Source organism: Geminicoccus roseus DSM 18922, assembly GCF_000427665.1.
GTDB lineage: Bacteria > Pseudomonadota > Alphaproteobacteria > Geminicoccales > Geminicoccaceae > Geminicoccus > Geminicoccus roseus.
Genome location: NZ_KE386572.1, coordinates 1,412,246 through 1,432,081, shown reverse-complemented (window position 1 = coordinate 1,432,081; position 19,836 = coordinate 1,412,246). Strand labels below are relative to the sequence as shown.

Genomic DNA, 19,836 nt, shown 5'->3' with positions numbered 1-19,836 from the left:
GCAGGAACAGCATGAACCGTTTCAATCAGGATCTCTGTGATGTCCAGCACGCCCGTTGTCCGTCCTCGCGACCATGCCCTGGAGAAGCTGTTCGGCCGGTCGAGCGGCGTGGTGATCGGCGTGGTGCATCTCCTTCCGCTCCCGGGGGCGCCAGAGCATGATGGCGGCCCGGTGCAGGCGGTCTACGAGCGGGCGGTGCGCGACGCCGAAGCCTACGCGCAGGGAGGCGTGCACGGACTGATCGTCGAGAACCATGGCGACATTCCGTTCCTGAAGCCTGACCGGATCGGTCCGGAAACCGCCGCCTGCATGGCGATCGCCACCGAGCGGGTGATCCGGGCCAGCGGCCTGTCCACCGGCATCAACGTGCTGGCCAACGCCGCCGAGGTCGCCCTGGCCGTGGCCACCGCCGCCGGGGCGGGCTTCGTCCGGGTCAACCAGTGGGCCAATGCCTATGTCGCCAACGAGGGGATCATCGAGGGGCCGGCCGCGCAGGCGCTGCGCTACCGCAAGGCGCTGGCGGCGACCTCGATTCGGATCTTCGCGGACAGCCACGTGAAGCACGGCGCCCATGCGATCACGGGCGACCGGTCGGTGGCGGAGCTGACCCGCGACGTGGAGTGGTCGGGTGCCGACGTGGTGATCGCGACCGGGCAGCGCACCGGCGATGCCGCCAGCAAGACCGAGATCGCCGAGATCCGCGCCGCCACCAGCCTGCCGGTCCTCACCGGTTCGGGGGCCACCATCGCGAACATCGGCAACATCCTCAGACATGCCAGCGGCGCCATCGTAGCCAGCTCGCTCAAGCGGGACGGGGTCTGGTGGAACGAGGTCGAGGTAGACCGGGTGCGCGCCCTGATGGACGAGGCGGCCCGGCATCGATGAGCACTGTCCTGGTCCTGGGCAACGCGGCGATCGACCTGACGCTGCGCATGGAGCGGCTGCCAGAGAACGGCGAGACGGTCCTGGCGGCGCACAACCATCAGGACGTCGGGGGCAAGGGCCTGAACCAGGCGGTGATGGCGAGGCGTGCCGGCGCTTCGGTTCGGCTGGCGGCGGCGGTGGGCGAGGATGGGGATGCCGCGGCGATCCGGCATGCCCTGGCTGCCTCCGGTATTGCCGCCACCGACCTGATCCCGGTCGCGGCCGCCACCGACCGCTCGATCGTGTTGCTGGGTGCCGGGGGGGACAACATGATCGTCACCGTCGGCGACGCCGCCCGCTCCATCGGGCCGGATTTCGCCATGGCGGCCTGCGCAGGGCTGGAGCGTGACGATATCCTGCTGGTGCAGGGCAACCTGCGGGCCGACGCCACGGTGGCGGCGCTCGAAGCCGCCCGGCGCCGAGGTGTCCGGACGATGGCGAACCCGGCACCGCTATGGTTCGACTGGTCGCCCATGCTGCCGCTCCTCGACCTCGTCGTCGTCAACGAGGTCGAGGAGCGTCAGATCGGCGGTGCCGGGGGCGCCGAGACCCTGATCGTGACCCTCGGTCGACGAGGCGCCGAGATCCGTCGTGATAGCGGCAGACACCTGGTCGCCGCTCCGCCCGTCGAGGCGCGGGATACCACCGGAGCGGGCGACGTGCTGGTGGGCGTCCTCACCGCGGGCCTGGCCGGTGGCATGGAGCTGGACGCGGCGCTGGCCTGGGGAGTCGCCGCTGCCAGCACCAAGGTCCAGCGCTTCGGCACCCTCGCCGCCTTTCCGGATGCGGCCAAACTCGCGAAGCTGCGACCTTGAGCGACCGTTCCCGACCGACCATCCGGGACGTTGCCCGTGCGGCCGGTGTCTCGATCGGTACCGTCAGCAACGTGCTGACCGGCGCCCGTCCGGTCGCGCTCGCTACCCGGCAGGCGATCGAGGCCGCGATCGACGAACTGGGCTACGCGCCCGACCAGGCCGGGAGGGTGCTCAACAGCCGGCGGCGGCGCCACCCGCAGGCTCCCCCGCCGGGCATGCCGCGGCTCACGACCTTGGGCTATCTCTGCGCCGACCTGACCGCGCGCGTCGCGGTCCTGCCCGGCCGCGACGAGCGGGTGGCCGCCCGGCTGATCGAGAAGACCCTGGGTGGTGCGGCCGCCAATGTCGCGGCGGTGGCCGCCGGGATCGGCGGGCCGTTCACGGTATGGACCGAGCTGATGAGCGTGCTCGGCACCGACCCGGAGAGCGACTGGGCGACGGGGCTGCTCGGCAGCCGGGGGGTGACGCTGACCGAAGGGTCCAGGCGCCAGGGCGCCCACCTGTCCCGCTGCATCATCCTGGTCGACGCTGTGGGCAGCCGCACCATCATCAACGAGCCTTTGCAGGTGCCTCCCAACGACCTGCTGCGCTGGCTCGGACGACAGGCAGCACCCCAGGGCCGGCATTGCCTCCACATCCAGGGCGACCAGCTGGAAGGCGTCATGGATGCCCTGCCGGCCGCGCGGGCCAGGGGCCTGACCCTCGCCTGCCACGCGCCGGGCCTGCCGCCCAGGCTCTGCTCGCCCGAAGGCCTGCGCCTAATCGTAAGCCTGTTCGACCTGGTCTTTCTCGACAGCAGGGCCGCTCGCACCATCACCGGGGCCAACACGGATCTGGTCGCGGGCTTTCACCGGCTGCTGGAGCCGCGCCGGCGCGCCACCGTGGTGCTGACCCGGGGAGCCGAGGGCGCGGCACTGTTCGAGCCGGGAAGCGGCCCCCGGTTGATCCCGGCCGAACCGGTCACGCCGGTGGACCGGACCGGTGCCGGGGATTGCTTTGCCGGCACCTACCTGGCCGTCTGGCTGTCCGGCCGGCCGGCGATCGAGGCCTGCCGGCTGGCGGTGAAGGCGGCACGGCGGTCCGTGCTGGCGCCAGGGGCGCAGGAATACCGGCCCGAGGCTGCCGAATTATTGGACACTGCCGATGCAGAAGTCATTTGAACGTTTCAATGAGCGGGTTTAGCGTTTGCGGGCAGATCTCGTCGGCACTGCCGCCGTCGAGTGGGGGAGCCTGGGACATGACATTTCGTCGACACGTCCTCCTTGCCAGCGCGGCGATCGCCGCCGGCCTCGGTCTTGCCAGCACCGGCCTGCGTGCGCAGGAAAAGCCCACCATCGGCCTGGTGCAGATCAACCAGCAGGCCCTGTTCTTCACTCAGATGAACGAGGGCGCCCAGAAGAAGGCCGAGGAACTCGGCGCCGAACTGGTGATCTTCAACGCCAACAACGATCCGGCCGCCCAGAACAACGCCATCGAGACCTACATCGCCCAGGACGTCGACGCGCTGGTGGTGGTCGCGATCGACGTCAACGGCATCATGCCGGCGGTTCAGGCCGCCGCCGACGCCGACATCCCGGTCGTGGCGGTCGATGCGATCCTGCCGGAGGGCCCGCAGGTGGCGCAGGTCGGCGTCGACAACGAAGAGGCCGGCAAGATGATCGGCGAGCACTTCCTCCAGGTCGTCGAGAACGACATGGGCGGCAGCGCCAAGCTCGGCATCGTCGGCGCGCTGAACTCCTATATCCAGAATGTCCGCCAGAAGGGCTTCGAGGACGTCGTTTCGACGGCCGACGGCATCACCATGGCCGGCGTGGTCGATGGCAGGAACATCCAGGACAACGCGATGTCCGCGGCCGAGAACCTGATCACCGCCAATCCCGACCTGAACGCGATCTATGCGACCGGCGAGCCCGCCCTTGTCGGCGCCGTGGCGGCTGTCGAAAGCCAGGGTCGCCAAGCCGACATCAAGATCGTCGGCTGGGACCTGACCGCCTCGGTCATCAAGGGCATCGACGACGGCTACGTGGTCGGCGTGGTCCAGCAGGATCCGGCGGGCATGGGTGCTGCAGCCGTCGAGGCAGCCCTGAAGGCGGCCAAGGGAGAGAGCGTCGAAAAGCAGATCGACGTGCCGGTCACCATCGTGACTCAGGAAAACGTCGAGCCCTATCGCGCCATCTTCCAGTGAGCCTCTCCGCCGATCCGGCAGCCGCGCAAGCGGCTGCCGTCCCGCGCGTGCGCCTGCAGTCGATCCGCAAGCAGTTCGGCTCGATCCAGGCATTGCGCGGGGTCGATCTCGACCTGATGCCCGGCGAGGTGCTGGGACTGGTCGGGGACAATGCCGCCGGCAAGTCGACGCTGACCAAGGTGATCAGCGGCGCCTACCTGCCCGACCAGGGCAGGATCCTGGTGGATGGCGCCGAGGCGACCTACCACAGCCCGGCCGAGGCCCGCGCCATCGGCATCGAGATGGTCTACCAGGACCTATCTTTGTGCGACACGGTCGATGTCGCCGGCAATCTGTTCCTCGGTCGCGAGCCGCGCAGGTCGGTGCTGGGCTTCAAGCTTCTCGACAAGAAGCGGATGCGCGAGGAAGCGCGTCGCAATTTGGACGCGCTGGACATCCACGTGCCGAGCCTCGACGCCTATGTCGAGAAGCTGTCCGGCGGACAGCGGCAGTCGATCGCGATCGCCCGGGCCGCCGCCTTCTCGCCGCGCGTGCTGATCATGGACGAACCCACCTCCGCGCTCGCGGTGGCCGAGGTGGAGGCGGTCCTGCGCCTGATCCGCCGTCTCGCCGACGGCGGCACCTCGATCATCCTGATCACCCATCGCCTGCAGGACCTGTTCCGGGTCTGCGACCGGATCGCGGTGATGTACGAGGGAACCAAGGTGGCGGAGCGCCGGATCGGCGAGACTGACCTGCAGGACCTGGTCGGGCTGATCGTCGGCGGCAAGGCGGAGAAACTGAAGGGCCACGCATGAGCACCGCTCCCGTCTACGAGCGACGCCCCACCGGGCCGCGCCACCAGGACTTCCTGGCGCGCCACGCCCAGGTTCTCAGCATCGCGGCGTTCTTCGCCCTGATGGTGCTGCTGTTCAGCACCCGTACCGACGCCTTCCTGAGCCAGATCAACCTCCTCAACCTTCTGCGCCAGTCCGCCCCGCTCCTGATCGTCGCGGTCGCGATGACCTTCGTAATCACCACGGGCGGGATCGACCTCTCGGTCGGCTCCACGGTGGCATTGGTCAACGCGCTGGTGGCGCTGGCCCTGCAGGCGGGCATCCCCTGGCCGCTCGCGGTGCTGGCCATGCTGCTCCTGGGGGCGCTGGTCGGGCTGATCCAGGGCTGGTTCGTCGCGCGCGAGGGCATCCCCGCCTTCATCGTGACCCTCGCGGGCCTGTCGATCCTCCGCGGAGTGGCCCTCCTGCTCACGCAGGGCTTCTCGATCCCGATCGATTCCTCCAACTGGTTCGTCCAGCTCGGCCGCGGCTGGATCCTGGGCATGCCGCTGCCGGCGATGGTGGCGATCCTGGTGATGGTGCTGGGCGCGGTCGTGCTCGCTTCCACCCGCTTCGGCCGCTACGTCACCGCGATCGGGGCCAATGCCGAAGCGGCGCGCCGGGCGGGCATCGGCGTGCAGCGGGTCACCATGGCGGTCTATGTGCTCACCGGCACCGCCGCGGCGCTGGCCGGGATCATCATTGCGGCCCGGCTGGGATCGGGATCCTCCAACGCGGCGGTCGGCTTCGAGCTGGACGTGATCGCCGCCGTGGTCCTGGGCGGGACGTCCCTGATGGGAGGGCGCGGCAGCATCCTCGGCACCTGCCTGGGTGGACTGACCATCGCCGTGATCGGCAACGGCCTGATCCTGGCGCACATCTCGCCCTTCTTTACCCAGATCGTGACCGGCCTGATCATCCTCGCGGCCATCTGGCTCAATACCAAGGTCTTTCGCGGCGGGCGCCGGCAATGAGCGAACTCTCCGAAGCGCATCTCCGCTCGGGCAAGGTCATGACCGTGGATGGCCCGATCGCGTCGGCCGACATGGGCATCACCCTGCCGCACGAGCACATCCTGAACGACTGCCGCTGCTGGTGGAACCCGCCCAAGGAACCCGAGCGGGCCTATCTGGCCGACGAGAAAATCCATATCGGCATTCTCTCGGAGCTCCGGCAGGATCCCTTCGTCAACCTGCACAATTGCGGCCTGGACGACGAGCCGCTGGCTGTCCGGGAGCTGGCCGCCTTCAGGAAGGCGGGCGGCGCCACGGTGGTCGACCCGACCTGCCGCGGCATCGGCCGCAACCCGCAGGCACTGCGCCGGATCGCGAAGGCCACGGGCCTGAACATCGTGATGGGCTCGGGATACTACCTGCACAGCTCGCACCCGCCCGAACTGGCCACCATGTCGGCGGATGATGTCGCCGACCAGATCGTCGAGGAGGCGCTGACCGGCATCGACGGGGTGAGGATCGGCCTGATCGGTGAAATCGGGGTGAGCGCGGAGTTCACGGCTGCGGAACGCGTATCGCTGCGGGGTGCCGCGCGGGCGCAGGCACGGACCGGGCTCCCGCTGATGGTCCACCTCCCGGCATGGTTCCGCCTCGGTTTGGAGGTCCTGGACATCGTTGCCGAGGAAGGCGGCGACCTGGACCACACCATCCTCTGCCACATGAACCCCTCGTTCGACGATCCCGCCTATCAGCAGGCCTGCGCCGAGCGAGGGGCCTTCATCGAGTACGACATGATCGGCATGGACTTCTTCTATGCCGACCAGGGCGTGCAGTGCCCCTCGGACGAGCAGTCGGCTGCGGCGATCCGGCGCCTGATCGACCGGGGCTTCGGCCACAAGCTGCTGCTCTCCCAGGACGTGTTCCTGAAGAACATGCTGAGCGCCTATGGCGGCAACGGCTATGCCTTCGTGCTCCGCCACTTCGTGCCGCGCCTGCGCCGCCATGGCGTTTCGGAGGATGCCATCCAGCGAATGCTCGTCCACAATCCCCGCAGCGCCTTCGACGCCACCGCCTGACGACAAGCCCTCCTGGAGATCTTGATGACGAAGAAGAACGTGCTGCTGGCTGGCGAGAGCTGGGCCACCTCCGCGGTCCACACCAAGGGCTTCGACCAGTTCAACTCGACCACCTTCCATCTGGGGGCCGAGCCGCTGGTCAAGGCTTTGGCCGACAGCCCGTTCGCGCTGCGCTACATGCCGGCCCATGAGGCCGCCACCGGCTTTCCGCTGACGCTGGAGGAGCTGCAGCGCTACGACGCGGTGATCCTGTCCGACATCGGCGCCAACACGCTGCTGCTGCACCCGGACGTCTGGCTGTCCGGCAAGACGGTGCCGAACCGCCTCAAGCTCCTGCGCGAGTATGTGGAGCTGGGCGGCGGCCTGTTCATGATCGGTGGCTATTTGTCCTTCCAGGGCATCAACGGCGCGGCCCGCTTCCACAAGACCCCGGTGGAGGAGGTGCTGCCGGTCACCTGCCTGCCGGTCGACGACCGCATCGAGATCCCCGAGGGATTTGCGCCCGAGATCGTCGAGCCCGACCATCCGATCCTGGCCGGACTGCCCTCCGAGTGGCCGATCCTGCTCGGCATCAACGAGGTGGTGGTGAAGAACGAGCCGGGCGTGCAGCTCCTGGCGCGGACCCCAGCCGATCAGGGCAGCCACCCGCTGCTGGTCACCGGCTCGTACGGGGAGGGCCGCACCCTGGCCTGGACCTCCGACATCGGCCCGCACTGGCTGCCGGAGAACTTCGTGCAGTGGGAAGGCTATGGGCAGCTCTGGCGACAGGCGCTCGCCTGGCTCACGTCCAAGGGCTGACACGACAAGGCCGGCCCACTGGTCTTGCCGCTCCCCCCGGTCCATGTTGTCGGGCACCGAGGGGGAGGCATGACGGCAAGCGCATTCTGGTGGGCTGGTGCGGGCGAAGGAGAGTTGCGCCCGGCGGACCCGGGCACGGGATCCTACCTGATCCGTGCCCGGTTTGGCGCTTTGTCCCGAGGCACCGAACGGCTGGTGGCGACCGGCCAGGTGCCGCGGAGCGAATGGGGGCGCATGGCCTGCCCGGCCATGGAAGGCGGATTTCCTTTCCCGGTGAAGTACGGCTATTGCGTGGTCGGCTCGGTGGAGGCCGGGCCGGGCGAATGGCTGGGCCGGACCGTCTTCGTGCTGCATCCGCACCAGGATCGCTTCACCGTGACGGATCCCGGTGTCCTGACGTCCATTCCCGAAAGCATCCCGCCCGAGCGGGCCACCCTCCTGGCCAATCTCGAGACGGTCCTGAACGCAGCCTGGGACGCGCCGCTGATGCCTGGGATGCGGGTCGCGGTGATCGGTGCCGGCGTGCTTGGTTGCCTGTTCGCCCGGTTGGCGCGACGTGTTCCTGGTGTCGAGGTGGTCCTGGTCGATCTCGACGAGAGGCGCCAAGACCTCGCCCGTGCCCTGGACGTGCCGTTCGCGACACGAGGGGCCGGAGACCATGACCTGGTGGTCGAGGCCACCGGACAGCCCCAGGCCCTGGATGCGGCGCTCCAGCTTTGCGGCAGCGAGGCGACGTTGCTGGTCCTCTCCTGGTACGGAGACCAGGCGGCCTCAGTGCCGCTGGGCCAGGCCTTTCACAGTCGCCGCCTGCGCCTGGTATCCTCCCAGGTGGGGGCCGTGTCGCCATCGATGCGTCCGCGCGTGGACTATGCCGAACGCAAGGCCCGGGCTGTCCACCTTCTCGATGATCCCGCCCTGGACGCGCTGATAGGCCCGCCGATACGGTTTTCCGAACTTCCGAGCCAGGCGATGTCCAGGCTCCTGGACAGGGACGATGTCCGGGCACCGCTCGTCGTCTACGATCCGCCCGATGATCAGAGGAGGCCAAGTCCATGTTCAGCGTCACAGTCCGCGACCACGTCATGATCGCGCACAGCTTCAAGGGCGACGTGTTCGGCCCCGCCCAGAAGCTGCACGGCGCCACCTTCGTGGTGGATGTCACCTTCGAGCGGCCCGAGATCGACGAGGATGGGATCGTGGTCGACATCGGCAGGGCGATCGACCGCCTGAAGGGGGTCTGCGCAGAGATCAACTACAAGAATCTCGACGAACTCGACCTGTTCACCGGCAAGAACACCACCACGGAGTTCCTGTCCCGCTGGATCTGGGGCCGGTTCGTCGACGCGCTGGAGGCCGGCGAGCTTGGGCCCGGCTCGGACAAGGTCACCGCCGTGGGCGTCGAGCTGCATGAGAGCCACGTGGCCCGGGCCGGCTACAAGGCCGCGGTACCCGGGCGTGCCTGAACTCGTCTTTGCCATCCCCGGCGATCCCGAGCGGCGGACCGGGGGCTATCTCTACGACCGCCGCCTGAGCCTGGAGCTGGCGGCCCTGGGCTGGGCGGTATCGCCGCTCCGCCTCCCGGACGGGTTCCCTTTTCCGTCTCCCGCCGAGCTGGAGGAGACCGACCGGCTGCTCGCCGGCATTCCGGACGGCCGGCTCGTCATGGTCGACGGGCTGGCCTTCGGCGCCATGCCGGACATCGCCGTCAGGCATGCCGGCCGCCTGGCGCTGGTGGCGCTGGTGCATCATCCCCTGGGCTACGAGACCGGGCTGGAACCAGACCGCGCCCAGGCCATGATCGCCGCGGAACGTTCGGCACTGGCGCATGCGCGGCGGGTGCTGGTCACGTCAACCACCACCCGTGCGGCTCTGCTCGACCAGTTCGCGGTGCCAGCGTCGTCGATCGCCGTTGCGCTGCCGGGCACCGATCCGGCACCTCTCGCGCAAGGCTCGGGCGGCGATGCCCCGGCATTGCTGGCCGTGGGCTCGATCCTGCCCCGCAAGGACTTTCCTGCTCTGATCGAGGCGCTGCGTCCCTGGCGTGACCTGCCCTGGACGCTCACCATCGGAGGCAGTCTGCTGTCCGATCCCAAGGAAGCCGCCAGGCTTCGACATGCCATCGAGGCAAGCTCGCTGGCCGAGCGAGTCGAACTGGCCGGTGAGGTCGATACGGAGCAATTGGCCACCCTCCTGCACCAAAGCGACTTGTTCGTGTCCTCGTCCCGCTATGAAGGGTTCGGCATGGCGCTGGCCGAGGCCGTGGCTCGTGCCCTGCCGGTGGTGGCGGTGGCGGGAGGGGCGGTGGCCGAGTGGATGGATTCAGAGGCTGCCATGCTCGTACCGCCAGATCACCGGGATGGACTGAGCAAGGCGCTGGGGCTCGCCTTAAGCGACCCGGAGCGGCGGGCACGGATGAGGGAGGCCGCTCTTGCGGCTCGGAAGCGCCTGCCGAGCTGGGCCGAAACGGCTCGCACCGCCGATGCGCTGTTGCACGAGGCGCATCCATGACGGGCTTCGCGGCCGACTGGCTGAACCTGCGCGAGCCCTACGACAGCCGTGCACGCGATCCCGAACTATTGGCCAGACTGGCGGAGTGGGCCCAGGGCCGACGCGGGCTGCGCGCGGTTGACCTCGGCGCCGGTACGGGGAGCGCCTTTCGGGCGCTCGATCGGCACCTGCCGGACGATACCCTCTGGACCCTGGTCGAACATGATCCCGTCTTGATTGCCACCGGTCAGGCCCTGATGCCCCCGGGCGGGAGGGTGCGCTATCGGCAGGCCGACCTGAGTTGCGAACTGGACCAGGTGCTGACGGAGGATGTCGATCTCCTGACCGCATCGGCCCTGATCGACCTGGTTTCAGACCCTTGGCTGGATGGGCTTGCCGAGCGGGTTCTGGATTGCAGGTGCGCCGTCTGGATCGGACTGACCTACGACAGTGATCTGAGCTTCGAACCTTCGCTGCCGGAGGACTCGCGGGTCAGGCAGGCCTTCGACCGGGACATGACCCGGGACAAGGGGTTCGGCCGGGCTCTGGGTGGCGGCGCGCATGAGGCGCTGATGGCGCGCCTGCAGGGGCGTGGCCGGCTATGCAGCGGGCGCTCGCCCTGGCTGCTCGGCGCCGAGGATGGACCGATCATTCACGCCCTGATCGACGGGATCGCCGATGCTGCGCACGCTTCCACCTCATGGCGCGGGCAGCGACATGCCACGACGACCGGCATGCGGGTGGGCCACAGCGACCTGCTCTTTCTTCCCGAGGCCTAGCGGTGGCCGCGAGCGACGCAGGACATGCAGCGAGTCCGGGCCCAAGGCCAGGCGCTCGGGCTGGAAGCGTTCCGCCTCGTCCATCGACTGCACGGAAGGCAGGGGCAGGGCATCGCGTCCCTTGCCGATGATCACCGGCGCAATGCAGAGGTCGAGCCGGTCCAGGCATCGGGCCTGCCAGAACCGGGCCACGGTGGCACCGCCTCCTTCGATCATCAGACGGGGCAGACCCTGGGCCGCCAGGACCCCCAGGACCGCACGCGGACAGTAGCATCCATCGTCAGCCGCACCGACCTCCAGCACCTCCGCCCTGCCATGCCGGCCGTTGCCTCCGCGCCCGGGCAGGGTCAGCAGCAGGGTCCGGGGGCCGTCGTCTCGGAACACTCGATAGTCGGTGCCGAGCCGCCGGCTGGGGTCCAACACCACGCGGACCGGGGAGGGGCCATGGCAGAGGCGCACGGTCAAGCGCGGATCGTCATGGAAGACCGTGCCCGCGCCAACCACTACCGCGTCGACCAGGGCCCGCAGCCGGTGCATGTGGAGCAGATCGTCCTCGCCGGTGACAAAGCAGGACTGGCCGTTGGCAGCCGCGATCTTTCCATCCAGGCTCTGCCCCAGATGAGCAATCACGTAGAGGCCATCGGCTGTCGCCTGGCGCGGCTCGAGATAGAGCTGCCAGATCCCGCTCCAGCCCGCGATGTCGGCAGGAAGAGCGTCGCCAGACACCCGCGCCCTGATCAGCGCCATCCACCGGGGATCGGGAGGTGACCGGCTCACCGATCCGGATCCTGGCGGATTGCCTCGATCTCGATACGCACCGGGATGTCGTCGGGCACCCAGCCCGGCTCGATCGCATAGGTGCTCCCGAAGTCGGAGCGCTTGATGACCGTCGTCGCGGATGCACCCAGGACGTAGTTCTCCCCATAGGGATAGGGACCGATGCGGTTGAGGGTGACGTCCAGGGTGACCTGGCGCGTCACGCCACGGAAGGTCAGGTCTCCGATGATCTGGCCGGTGGTGTCGGAGGCCGGATCGGCATCGGTCATCACGAATTCGGCCGTTGGATGCTGGTAGGCGTCCAGGAAGTCAGCCGACCGCAGATGGCGGTCGCGCCTGCTGTTGTTGGTGAAGACGCTGTCCATTTCGACCTTCACCCGCAGATAGGTGAGCGACCGGGTCGCCTCGTCGAAATCGAACTCGCCGCGCACCGTCTGGAAGAACCCGAAGATGCGGGCGAAGCCGATATGAGGTGCCTCAAACATCACGGTGGTGTGGTCGGGATCCAGCCGCCAGCGGGTCTGGGCGGCTGCGTCGGCCGATGCCAGCATGATTACAGCCAGCAGCAGTCCGGCCAGCGCCCGGACCGTGCGCACGCGGCCCGCCTGCGCACGCGACCCGTGCGCGCCGACCAAACCTGTCATCCGGCTTCCTCGTCATTCACAGCCGGCAGTCCAAGATGGCCGGCGCGTTGCCTCTTGGTCTGAAGGTAGCGGAGATTGTGGCGGTTGGCAGCGATCGACAGCGGGACGCGCTCGGTAACGGTGACGCCATGGCGACCCAGGGTATGAACCTTCTCCGGATTGTTCGTAAGCAACCGGACCTGGTGCAGGCCCAGCGCCTGCAGCATGCGTGCGGCGGTACGGAAATCACGCTCGTCCTGCTCGAAGCCGAGATGAGTGTTGGCATCGAGCGTGTCGAGGCCCATCTCCTGCAGCCGATATGCCCGCAGCTTGTTGGTCAGCCCAATTCCCCGCCCTTCCTGGCGCAGGTAGAGCAGCACCCCGGCACCGTCCTGCGCCATCCTGGACAAGGCCGCCTGGAGCTGCGGACCGCAGTCGCAGCGCAGCGAGCCGAACACGTCACCGGTCATGCATTCCGAGTGGAGCCGGACCAGCGGAGCTGACACGCCGTCCAATTTGCCTACCACCAGGGCCACATGCTCGTAGGCAACGTCCGGCGCCCGGAACGCCACCACCCGAGCCGTCTCAGTCAGGCTGATCGGCAGGTCAGCCTGCACGATCGGCACCAGCGGGGCGTCCATGGGGTCCGTATCGATGTCGTCCTTGCTGATCTCCACCACCGCGTCGGCTTGGCGACTGCTCCCGGGCACCACCATCAGCACCGGCAGCAACGACGCCCGCTTGGCGATATCGATCGCCGCGGCTTCGGCCGGCGTAGCCGGCTCCACGACCAGAGTGGGCAGGCCGATGGGCCGGCGGCTGCTGGCCGGCATTCCCGCGAGGGTTTCCAGGAGCTGGGTGCCTCCGGAACTCGGCACCGCCAGGGCGACGCAGACCGCGCTTCCGGCATCCAGCCCCAAGGCGCGGGCGCGGGCGCCGGTCAGGACCATCCTGATGGTGGGGCCGGACGAGCGGGCGAAAGCCAGGGCAGCGGCGGTGCCTGCTCCATCCAGGGCAATGAAATCCACGGCCGGATGATCCGGTCCATGGATTCGCACAACTCCGCCTTCCCGCAGCACTGCCTCGGCCGCGGCCAGTCGCACCCGGCGCCGGATCGATGCTTCGATCGCGGGACCCATTCCAGCTTTTTCGCTCCGCCCGAGCATTCCCGTCCCCAAGATCTGATCACACCCGCTCTGCGTACGACGTTATCGTCGCCTGCCGGAATATCAGGTGCCAGGATCGGCATCCCCGTTGAAAATGGTCTTCCCTGAGCATCATGTCGATATCGACACATACGAACTGTGGAGTCCACTCGATCACCGATAGCCCCACCGATCCCCGAAGATCATGGATCCTGCCGGTCCTGCTGGTGGAGTTGCTGTTGGTCGCCGCCGCCGTCGCGGCCCTGGAAGGCGGCGGCGCGGTGCTGGTGGCCCTGGCGGGTGCCCTGGTCGCACTCCTGCTGGTCCATGCGGCAGCCACGGCTCCTGGGGTCGATGGGCCGGGACCTGCCGACCTGGTCACGGGCCTGCGCCTGGGCATGGCGATCGGGATCGGTGCGATGACGGTGGCAGGCCATCCCCCGGCAGGATTGTTGACCACCATGCTCCTGCTGGCGCTGACCACGGATGCGTTCGACGGCTGGATCGCCCGGAGGACCGGATCCGCCAGCCGGTTCGGAGCGCGGTTCGACCTGGAGACCGATGCGGTTCTGCTGGCGGCCGCCGCACTTGCCGCAATGGGATACGCCGGGCCCGTCGTCCTGCTGGCGCCGTTGATGCGTCCACTCTGGGTGCTTGCCAGTATGGTTCTTCCCTGGTTGGAGCGGCCGCTGCCGCCCTCGTTCCGTCGCAAAGCCTTCTGCGCCCTGCCGATCTTCCTGCTCCTGGCGGTGCCATGGCCTCTTGCCGGCACGATCCTGGCCGTTCCGGCCGGCACGCTGGCGGCCCTCCTGCTGGTCGCTTCCTTCTCGATTGATCTGGCGCATCAGTGGCAGCATCGTCCGACGGTCGGGTCGGCGGTTTGACAGGCCGGCTGCTCCTCATCCTGTCGGCCTTGGTGCTGACCACGCTCGGCCTCAACCTGCCGAACTCCCTGGCCGAGCTGGCGATGCCCCGGTTCTGGTACCTGCCGGTGGAGTTCCTGCTGTCGGCAGCCTTGGTGATCCTGGCCGGGAGGCGGCTCGACCCGTTGCTGCCGAGGGTGCTGGGCGGGGTGTTGGCGCTGACGATCCTCGTCCGGGTGGCCGACCGGCTGATCTGGCTGTGGATGGGGCGGGAACTGGTCCTTGCAACCGACCTGGAGCTGGTCACACCTCTCCTGGAGGTGTCGACGGCAGGCTGGCGCTACCTGCCCCTGGCGCTCGTGGGGGCGCTCCTGGCGTCCATGCTGCTCCTGGTGGCCTGGCCGGTCACACGTGGTCTCTGCGCCCTGACCCGGCTTCCCAAGAAGGCGGCCATCGCCCCGGTCCTGGTCGCTGCCTTGTGGTTCGTGGGCGGTCCGATCTCCGCGTTCGGACTGGACCAGATCGTCGGCCAGGTCGAGCGGCTGAACCATGCACGCGCTGCCCAGGAGCGCTTCGAGCAGGCCCGCTCGCAGGACCCCTGGCGAAGCGTGGCTGCCGGCCGCCTCTTTCCGGCCCTGCGGGAGGTCGATGTGCTGCTGGTGTTCGTGGAATCGTACGGCCGTTCAGCCTTCGATCATCCCGAGGTAGCGCCGGTAGCGCGCGCCTCGCTGGCGCGGCTGGATGCTGCCGCAGCCGCCAGCGGCAAGACCCTGGTGAGCGGCTATGTCCGCTCCCCGACGCTCGGGGGGCAGTCCTGGCTGGCCCACGCCACCGCCGCGTCGGGGATCCGGACGACGGATCAGGGCGGCTGGCGCGTCTACCTGCAGGAAGCGGATGCGGATCTGGCCCATCTGTTCCGCCGCGCCGGGCACCCTACCTTCATGATGCAGCCGGCGATCGTCCGGCCATTTCCGGAGGCGGCGCGGCTTGGATTCGACCAGCTGCTGTTCGCCAAGGAACTTGGATATCGAGGTCCTCGTCCAGGCTATGTCACGATGCCGGACCAGTTCACCCTGGCACGGGTCGAGCGCATCCTGGAGGCGGGCGACGATGATCCCATGATCGGCCGTTACGGACAGGTTGCGTTGATCGGCAGCCATGCGCCGTTCACGCCCCCCGTCCCGCCGATCCTGCCCTGGGAGGACATCAGGGATGGGAGCGTCTTCACCGGCCAGATCCCCATTGGCCTCAGCCCTGCCCTGCTCTGGTCCGATCCACCGGCCCTTCGCTCGGCTTATGCCGGGCAGATTGCCGACACGATCGATGTCGTGGCCTCCTGGGCAGCGCTGCCGGCCAAAAGACCACGCCTCGCCATCATCATGGGCGATCATGAACCGGCGGCGCGCGTGCTGGGACGGGATCCCGGCTATGACGTGCCGGTCCACGTGCTGGCGACTTCGTCCTGGCTGGTGGCGCCCTTCGAGCGGGCCGGGTTCATTGCGGGAGCCATCCCGGATCCGGCTGCACCGATGCTGGGAATGGAAGATCTGCGCCGGCTTCTGCTGGACGGCTTTGCCGAGGTTCCCCAGGGAGAACTGGTCGGATCGATCCTAAGTAGCCCGATCCATCAGGTACGGTGAGGCTCCTCAACGCGCGCCTGGCGCATACTCAGGACCGATCGTTACCCGGGCAGCGCCAGCCTGGCGCAGCAGGTCCTTCCAGAATGTCTCCAGCACCCGGGTCGTTCCCGTCGAGAGAGGCGGCCTGCCCGGAGCATGGCTGCGTCCGGTCCCGAAGATATCCACCTGGATGCCGGTCAGGTCGGGGACCATTTGCTGGTCCTCCACCCGCTCCAGGGCTGCATCGGCCCCCTGGTCGACGAGCTGGCGGAACGTCAACAGGTCGGTGTTCTCCAGCATGTCGGAGAAAATCACCAGTCGGGCGGGATCGGTGGCCCAGTTGGAGGCAGCGACGGTGCGGATCGTCTCCAGGATCGCGGACGCGTCGTGGTCGACCTGCTTGTTCAGCAGGTCGATCAGCGTTTCCAGCAGGTCGCGGGTGAAGGCCTGCCGGTCTGCCCGGGCGACCACCGCCCTGCAGCTGCTGAACAGGCTGTCCAGCAGCCCATTGTCGGGACAGCCGGGCACGCAGGAATCGAACAGTCGCCGGCTGTCGGTGGCCGTGGCGCCAATCGTGTAGAGCAGCAGGCGATCACCCGTCTCCAGCTCGCTGAAGAACCGCTCCAGGCCATCGACCAGGATGTCCTGATCCCGCTCATCATAGGCGGTCGTGCGGTCGACCAGGAACAGGACCGAGCGGTCGCTCTGCGCGCAATAATCGGTAGCGGCAGCCCCGGCGTCAGCCGGCAGGGCGCATGCCGACCACATTGTCAGCATCATCGACGCCAGCCATCGGCGCATCTTCCAGGCTCCGTCGCAGGGCCTGCACGATCGCAGGCTCACTGAAGTCGTCGAGGCAGGCGGGGCTCTGATCGTCCTGCCGCCCGAGCCGGTTGCCCAGGCGATAGGCGCCGAAACGCTCCACCAGCGTGGTCGCCACCGCCCGGATCATCGCCGGCCGGTGAGCGGCTGCCTGCTCCAATGCACGGCGAATGACCGCCAGCTCGTTATCGACCCGTACCAGCTGCCGGTCGAGCGTCGAGATCCGCTCGTCATACCGGCGGGACAGCTTCGCTTCCTGCCGTTCGTAGGCGGAACGCATCTTGGTCAGGCGGCGCTCTGTCCGGGTGGCCCGGGTGACGGCGGCCTCGTAGTCCGGATGCGGGTCGTGGCGCACGAAGCTGACAATGGCTCCGACGATCAACAGGGCCATGTTCAGGACCAGCAGGGTCCAGCCCGGTCCGCTCAGCTCGACCGAAAGCACCTCGCGGGCACTGGACAGGCCGCCTTCCAGGCCTTGCCGCAAGAGCGTCCCGAAGTCGCTGGCTGCCTCCGCTTCGATCAGGGCCAGGTAGTGCTGGCGCATCGCGGCGATGAAATAGATGAGCGGCACCGCGATGGCGATGATCAGCGCAACCCCGGCGAGATGGCCGAGCTGGCTGCCCAGGGTCTTGTGGCTGGTGGCCTGGCGCAGCCAGAGGCCGGCCTGATGCGCGAAGAAGGCAAGCAGGAGACCGACAGCAAAGGACAGGAACAGGGAGACGACCGGCGCCTCCTGGAAGAACAGCTCGAAAGCCAGCCGGTTGATCGGGATCTCGGCGATCGCGATGAGCAGCAGCACGAAAGGATAGACCGGAACCATGCTGGTGCGCAGCGGCCGGCCGAGATCCGCTTCGATCTGCGCGGCCCGTCCCCGCGCCTGCGCATGCTGATCGGCTGCGTTCTGCATTTGGGTACTGCGCGGGCCGATTGTCTTGTCGAGTTCGGCCAGGGCGCTGGCGCGCTCCTCCAGGACCGCCGCCTTGCGCTTCTGGTAGTTCTCGTCCCCCTCGCGGCTCAGCTCCTCAGCCTGCCGCTCCTTGGTCACGACCAACTCCGCCCGGTCCCGCTCGTAGGCGGCCAGCGCTGCCTTTGCCTGCCCCAGAAGGCCAATATAGTAGAGACATTCCCGATCACCGGCCTTCGGCTCGCCAGCCATGCCATGCTTGCGGCCAGTCGCCTCGTCCGCCCGCCGGTCCCCGGAACTGTAGCGCAGATAGCCTGCCAGGGTCGCATTGGCGATCTGCTGCAGGCGATGATCGGACATCCATTTCTCCAGGCCGGGAAGGGCGTCGTTGGATCAGATCGCCCGATGCAGCCTGATATGCAACGCCCGCAGCACTGTTCGGGTGCCCAAGGGTACTTAGCCTCGCTCGACGCCCCGCATGATCGAGATTGCCCGGTCGGCAATCGCCATGGTCGGGGCATTGGTGTTGGCCGAGACCAGCTTGGGCATGATCGAGGCGTCGATCACGCGCAGGCCCTCCACACCCTGGACGCGCAGGTCCGGCCCCACCACGCTGTCGGCGGCATTGGTCCGGCCCATCCGGCAGGTCCCGACCGGGTGGAAGTCGGTGCGGGCGGTCCGGCGCAGATGCGCGGCGATGTCCTCATCGCTGGTGGCATTCGGTCCGGGCTGCAACTCCTCCTTGATCACGTCGGCAAGGGGGCGGGCCCGCATGATCTCGCGGACCACCCGCACCCCGGCGATGTGGTGGCGCAGGTCGTCCGGGTGATCCAGGTAGTTCGGGTGGACCAGGGGCATGGCGCCTGGATCGGCGGAGCGCAGCTTGACCCATCCGCGGGCGCGAGGCCGCAGCAGCACGGTGTGCAGCGTCACCCCGTCCACGTCCGGCACTCCCCCGGCATAGCTGGTGGTGGGGACGCAATAGACCTGCATGACCGGATCGCCGGCGCCATCCTCCGGCACATGGAAGGAGCAGGATTCGACCCCGGTACTGGTGATCCGGCCACGCCTGAACATCAGGTACTCCAGTCCGTTCAGGACCATCTTCAGGCCGCGATCCTGGCCGTAATGGCCATAGTTGCCGTTGGTCGAGGCCACCACCGGAGAGCCTGGGTGGTCCTGCAGGTTCTGCCCTACGGCAGGAAGGTCGACCTGCACCGCGATGCCGTGGTCCTTGAGGTGCTGGCTTGGCCCGATGCCGGACAGCATCAGAAGCTTGGGAGATACGAGTGCGCCTGCGGCCAGCAGCACCTCGCCGTCGACCCTCGCCGTCTCGGTCCTGCCATCGTGTCGATACTCGACCCCGACAGCTCGCCCGTTCTCCATCATGATGCGTAAAACCTGGGCGCGCGTGCGCAGGTGCAGGTTCGGGTTCTCCATCACCGGGCGCAGGAAGGCATCGACCGCGCTACAACGCCGCCCGGGCGTGCCGGTGATCTGCAGGTAGCCGACCCCGCCCGGGGCACCGTTGTTGAAGTCGTGCCGGAAGGGCAGGCCCATGCCCTGCACGGTCCGCACGAACAGGTCGGTCATCTCGCAGACGAACCCTCCGCTGCCGACCTTCAAAGGCCCGTCGACGCCGTGATGCTCGTTGTTGAACCGCCGGTTGCCTTCCAGGGTACGAAAGTGGGGCAGCATCCGCCGCCAGCTCCACAGATCGCTGCCGGTTGCCTCCGCCCAGTCGTCATAGTCCTGCACCCGCCCGCGCATGTAGGCCTGCGCGTTGATGCTGCTGCTTCCGCCCAGGACCCGACCCTGCGGGATGTTCAGCACCCGGCCGTCGAGCTGCGGCTGGGGCACGGTATCGTGATGGCTTACGTATTTCTTGTTGGAGAGCAGCTTCACAAAGCCGGCAGGGATCTTCAGGAGCCAGTTGTCGTCCGGCCCCCCCGCCTCCAGCAGCAGCACCTTGGCGTCGAACTCGCTCGTCAATCGCCAGGCTGCCACGCAACCGGCGCTGCCTCCCCCGATCACGATATAATCGTAACTCAACAGCCTGCCCCACTTTGCAAAGAACGTTTCACCGGCAGGTTGCCCGACCTGCCGCGATGACGCTTGGCATGATCGTTGTTCCCGCTCTCTCCCGCCTCAGCGCTGCATGGAGACTATTCAAGATCGGCCGACGCGGCCAGCCGCCGAATGGCGTGATGTGCCGGGTTCGATTCCCCCGTAGCTACATCATCGAGATTGG

Annotated in this window: 20 protein-coding genes; 14 read left to right on the top strand and 6 right to left on the bottom strand. The window is 68.1% G+C overall.

The features are described from left to right. Nucleotides 1-39 precede the first annotated feature (39 nt). The 12 genes from GEMRO_RS0107930 to GEMRO_RS0107875 all read left to right on the top strand — a co-directional run bounded on the left by GEMRO_RS0107930 (nt 40) and on the right by GEMRO_RS0107875 (nt 10,832). Nucleotides 40-885 carry a BtpA/SgcQ family protein gene (locus GEMRO_RS0107930; protein ID WP_027133563.1) on the top strand — a complete coding sequence of 282 codons (846 nt, stop codon included), beginning with the start codon at nt 40-42 and terminating at the stop codon, nt 883-885. Next, a complete protein-coding gene (locus GEMRO_RS0107925; RefSeq protein ID WP_027133562.1) occupies nt 882-1,739 on the top strand; it encodes a PfkB family carbohydrate kinase in 858 nt (285 codons plus the stop codon). The genes GEMRO_RS0107930 and GEMRO_RS0107925 overlap by 4 nt, the downstream gene beginning before the upstream one ends. Beyond that, nucleotides 1,736-2,899 (top strand): carbohydrate kinase family protein, encoded by a 1,164-nt coding sequence (locus tag GEMRO_RS0107920; RefSeq protein WP_027133561.1) that lies wholly within the window; start codon nt 1,736-1,738, stop codon nt 2,897-2,899. The genes GEMRO_RS0107925 and GEMRO_RS0107920 overlap by 4 nt, the downstream gene beginning before the upstream one ends. 77 nt (nt 2,900-2,976) lie before the next feature. Further along, entirely contained in the window at nt 2,977-3,924 is a 948-nt protein-coding gene (locus GEMRO_RS0107915) for an ABC transporter substrate-binding protein (protein WP_027133560.1), read from the top strand. Beyond that, nucleotides 3,921-4,721 carry an ATP-binding cassette domain-containing protein gene (locus GEMRO_RS0107910; RefSeq protein ID WP_051328829.1) on the top strand — a complete coding sequence of 267 codons (801 nt, stop codon included), beginning with the start codon at nt 3,921-3,923 and terminating at the stop codon, nt 4,719-4,721. The genes GEMRO_RS0107915 and GEMRO_RS0107910 overlap by 4 nt, the downstream gene beginning before the upstream one ends. After that, nucleotides 4,718-5,713, top strand: coding sequence for an ABC transporter permease (locus GEMRO_RS28355; RefSeq protein ID WP_051328828.1), 996 nt, complete (start codon nt 4,718-4,720; stop codon nt 5,711-5,713). Before GEMRO_RS0107910 ends, GEMRO_RS28355 begins: the two co-directional genes overlap by 4 nt. Further along, nucleotides 5,710-6,768 carry a phosphotriesterase family protein gene (locus GEMRO_RS0107900; protein ID WP_027133558.1) on the top strand — a complete coding sequence of 353 codons (1,059 nt, stop codon included), beginning with the start codon at nt 5,710-5,712 and terminating at the stop codon, nt 6,766-6,768. The genes GEMRO_RS28355 and GEMRO_RS0107900 overlap by 4 nt, the downstream gene beginning before the upstream one ends. A 24-nt stretch (nt 6,769-6,792) precedes the next feature. Then, nucleotides 6,793-7,566 carry a glutamine amidotransferase gene (locus GEMRO_RS0107895; RefSeq protein ID WP_027133557.1) on the top strand — a complete coding sequence of 258 codons (774 nt, stop codon included), beginning with the start codon at nt 6,793-6,795 and terminating at the stop codon, nt 7,564-7,566. Nucleotides 7,567-7,635: 69 nt separating this feature from the next. Next, the gene (locus GEMRO_RS28350) at nt 7,636-8,652 is read left to right on the top strand and encodes a zinc-dependent alcohol dehydrogenase (RefSeq protein WP_084506682.1); all 1,017 of its coding nucleotides are present in this window, start codon (nt 7,636-7,638) and stop codon (nt 8,650-8,652) included. Continuing rightward, the gene (locus GEMRO_RS0107885; RefSeq protein ID WP_027133556.1) at nt 8,619-9,029 is read left to right on the top strand and encodes a 6-pyruvoyl trahydropterin synthase family protein; all 411 of its coding nucleotides are present in this window, start codon (nt 8,619-8,621) and stop codon (nt 9,027-9,029) included. Before GEMRO_RS28350 ends, GEMRO_RS0107885 begins: the two co-directional genes overlap by 34 nt. Next, nucleotides 9,022-10,074: a glycosyltransferase family 4 protein gene (locus GEMRO_RS0107880; RefSeq protein ID WP_027133555.1), complete on the top strand. Its 1,053-nt coding sequence runs from the start codon at nt 9,022-9,024 to the stop codon at nt 10,072-10,074. Before GEMRO_RS0107885 ends, GEMRO_RS0107880 begins: the two co-directional genes overlap by 8 nt. Next, nucleotides 10,071-10,832: a class I SAM-dependent methyltransferase gene (locus GEMRO_RS0107875; protein ID WP_027133554.1), complete on the top strand. Its 762-nt coding sequence runs from the start codon at nt 10,071-10,073 to the stop codon at nt 10,830-10,832. The genes GEMRO_RS0107880 and GEMRO_RS0107875 overlap by 4 nt, the downstream gene beginning before the upstream one ends. Here GEMRO_RS0107875 and GEMRO_RS28345 read toward each other — a convergent pair. Genes GEMRO_RS28345 through ribA form a run of 3 tightly spaced genes read right to left on the bottom strand, consistent with a single transcriptional unit; the run spans nt 10,752 to nt 13,371 of the window. After that, the gene (locus GEMRO_RS28345) at nt 10,752-11,579 is read right to left on the bottom strand and encodes a RibD family protein (protein ID WP_051328826.1); all 828 of its coding nucleotides are present in this window, start codon (nt 11,577-11,579) and stop codon (nt 10,752-10,754) included. The genes GEMRO_RS0107875 and GEMRO_RS28345 overlap by 81 nt on opposite strands. A 26-nt stretch (nt 11,580-11,605) precedes the next feature. Beyond that, a complete protein-coding gene (locus tag GEMRO_RS0107865; protein WP_084506680.1) occupies nt 11,606-12,253 on the bottom strand; it encodes a YceI family protein in 648 nt (215 codons plus the stop codon). Continuing rightward, nucleotides 12,250-13,371: a GTP cyclohydrolase II gene (gene ribA / locus GEMRO_RS35640; RefSeq protein WP_051328824.1), complete on the bottom strand. Its 1,122-nt coding sequence runs from the start codon at nt 13,369-13,371 to the stop codon at nt 12,250-12,252. The genes GEMRO_RS0107865 and ribA overlap by 4 nt, the downstream gene beginning before the upstream one ends. Nucleotides 13,372-13,616: 245 nt before the next feature. On the opposite strand from ribA, the gene GEMRO_RS0107855 reads away from it, so the two are divergent. Further along, nucleotides 13,617-14,261: a CDP-alcohol phosphatidyltransferase family protein gene (locus GEMRO_RS0107855; protein WP_157505503.1), complete on the top strand. Its 645-nt coding sequence runs from the start codon at nt 13,617-13,619 to the stop codon at nt 14,259-14,261. Then, nucleotides 14,258-15,880, top strand: coding sequence for a hypothetical protein (locus GEMRO_RS0107850; protein ID WP_027133551.1), 1,623 nt, complete (start codon nt 14,258-14,260; stop codon nt 15,878-15,880). The genes GEMRO_RS0107855 and GEMRO_RS0107850 overlap by 4 nt, the downstream gene beginning before the upstream one ends. Nucleotides 15,881-15,886: 6 nt before the next feature. Here the strand turns inward: GEMRO_RS0107850 and GEMRO_RS0107845 are convergent, their stop codons facing one another. The 3 genes from GEMRO_RS0107845 to GEMRO_RS0107835 all read right to left on the bottom strand — a co-directional run bounded on the left by GEMRO_RS0107845 (nt 15,887) and on the right by GEMRO_RS0107835 (nt 19,619). Beyond that, a complete protein-coding gene (locus GEMRO_RS0107845) occupies nt 15,887-16,627 on the bottom strand; it encodes a hypothetical protein (protein ID WP_027133550.1) in 741 nt (246 codons plus the stop codon). Further along, nucleotides 16,599-17,945 carry a hypothetical protein gene (locus GEMRO_RS0107840; RefSeq protein ID WP_027133549.1) on the bottom strand — a complete coding sequence of 449 codons (1,347 nt, stop codon included), beginning with the start codon at nt 17,943-17,945 and terminating at the stop codon, nt 16,599-16,601. Before GEMRO_RS0107840 ends, GEMRO_RS0107845 begins: the two co-directional genes overlap by 29 nt. A 96-nt stretch (nt 17,946-18,041) precedes the next feature. Continuing rightward, a complete protein-coding gene (locus tag GEMRO_RS0107835; protein ID WP_276202849.1) occupies nt 18,042-19,619 on the bottom strand; it encodes a GMC family oxidoreductase in 1,578 nt (525 codons plus the stop codon). Between the last annotated feature and the right edge of the window lie 217 nt (nt 19,620-19,836).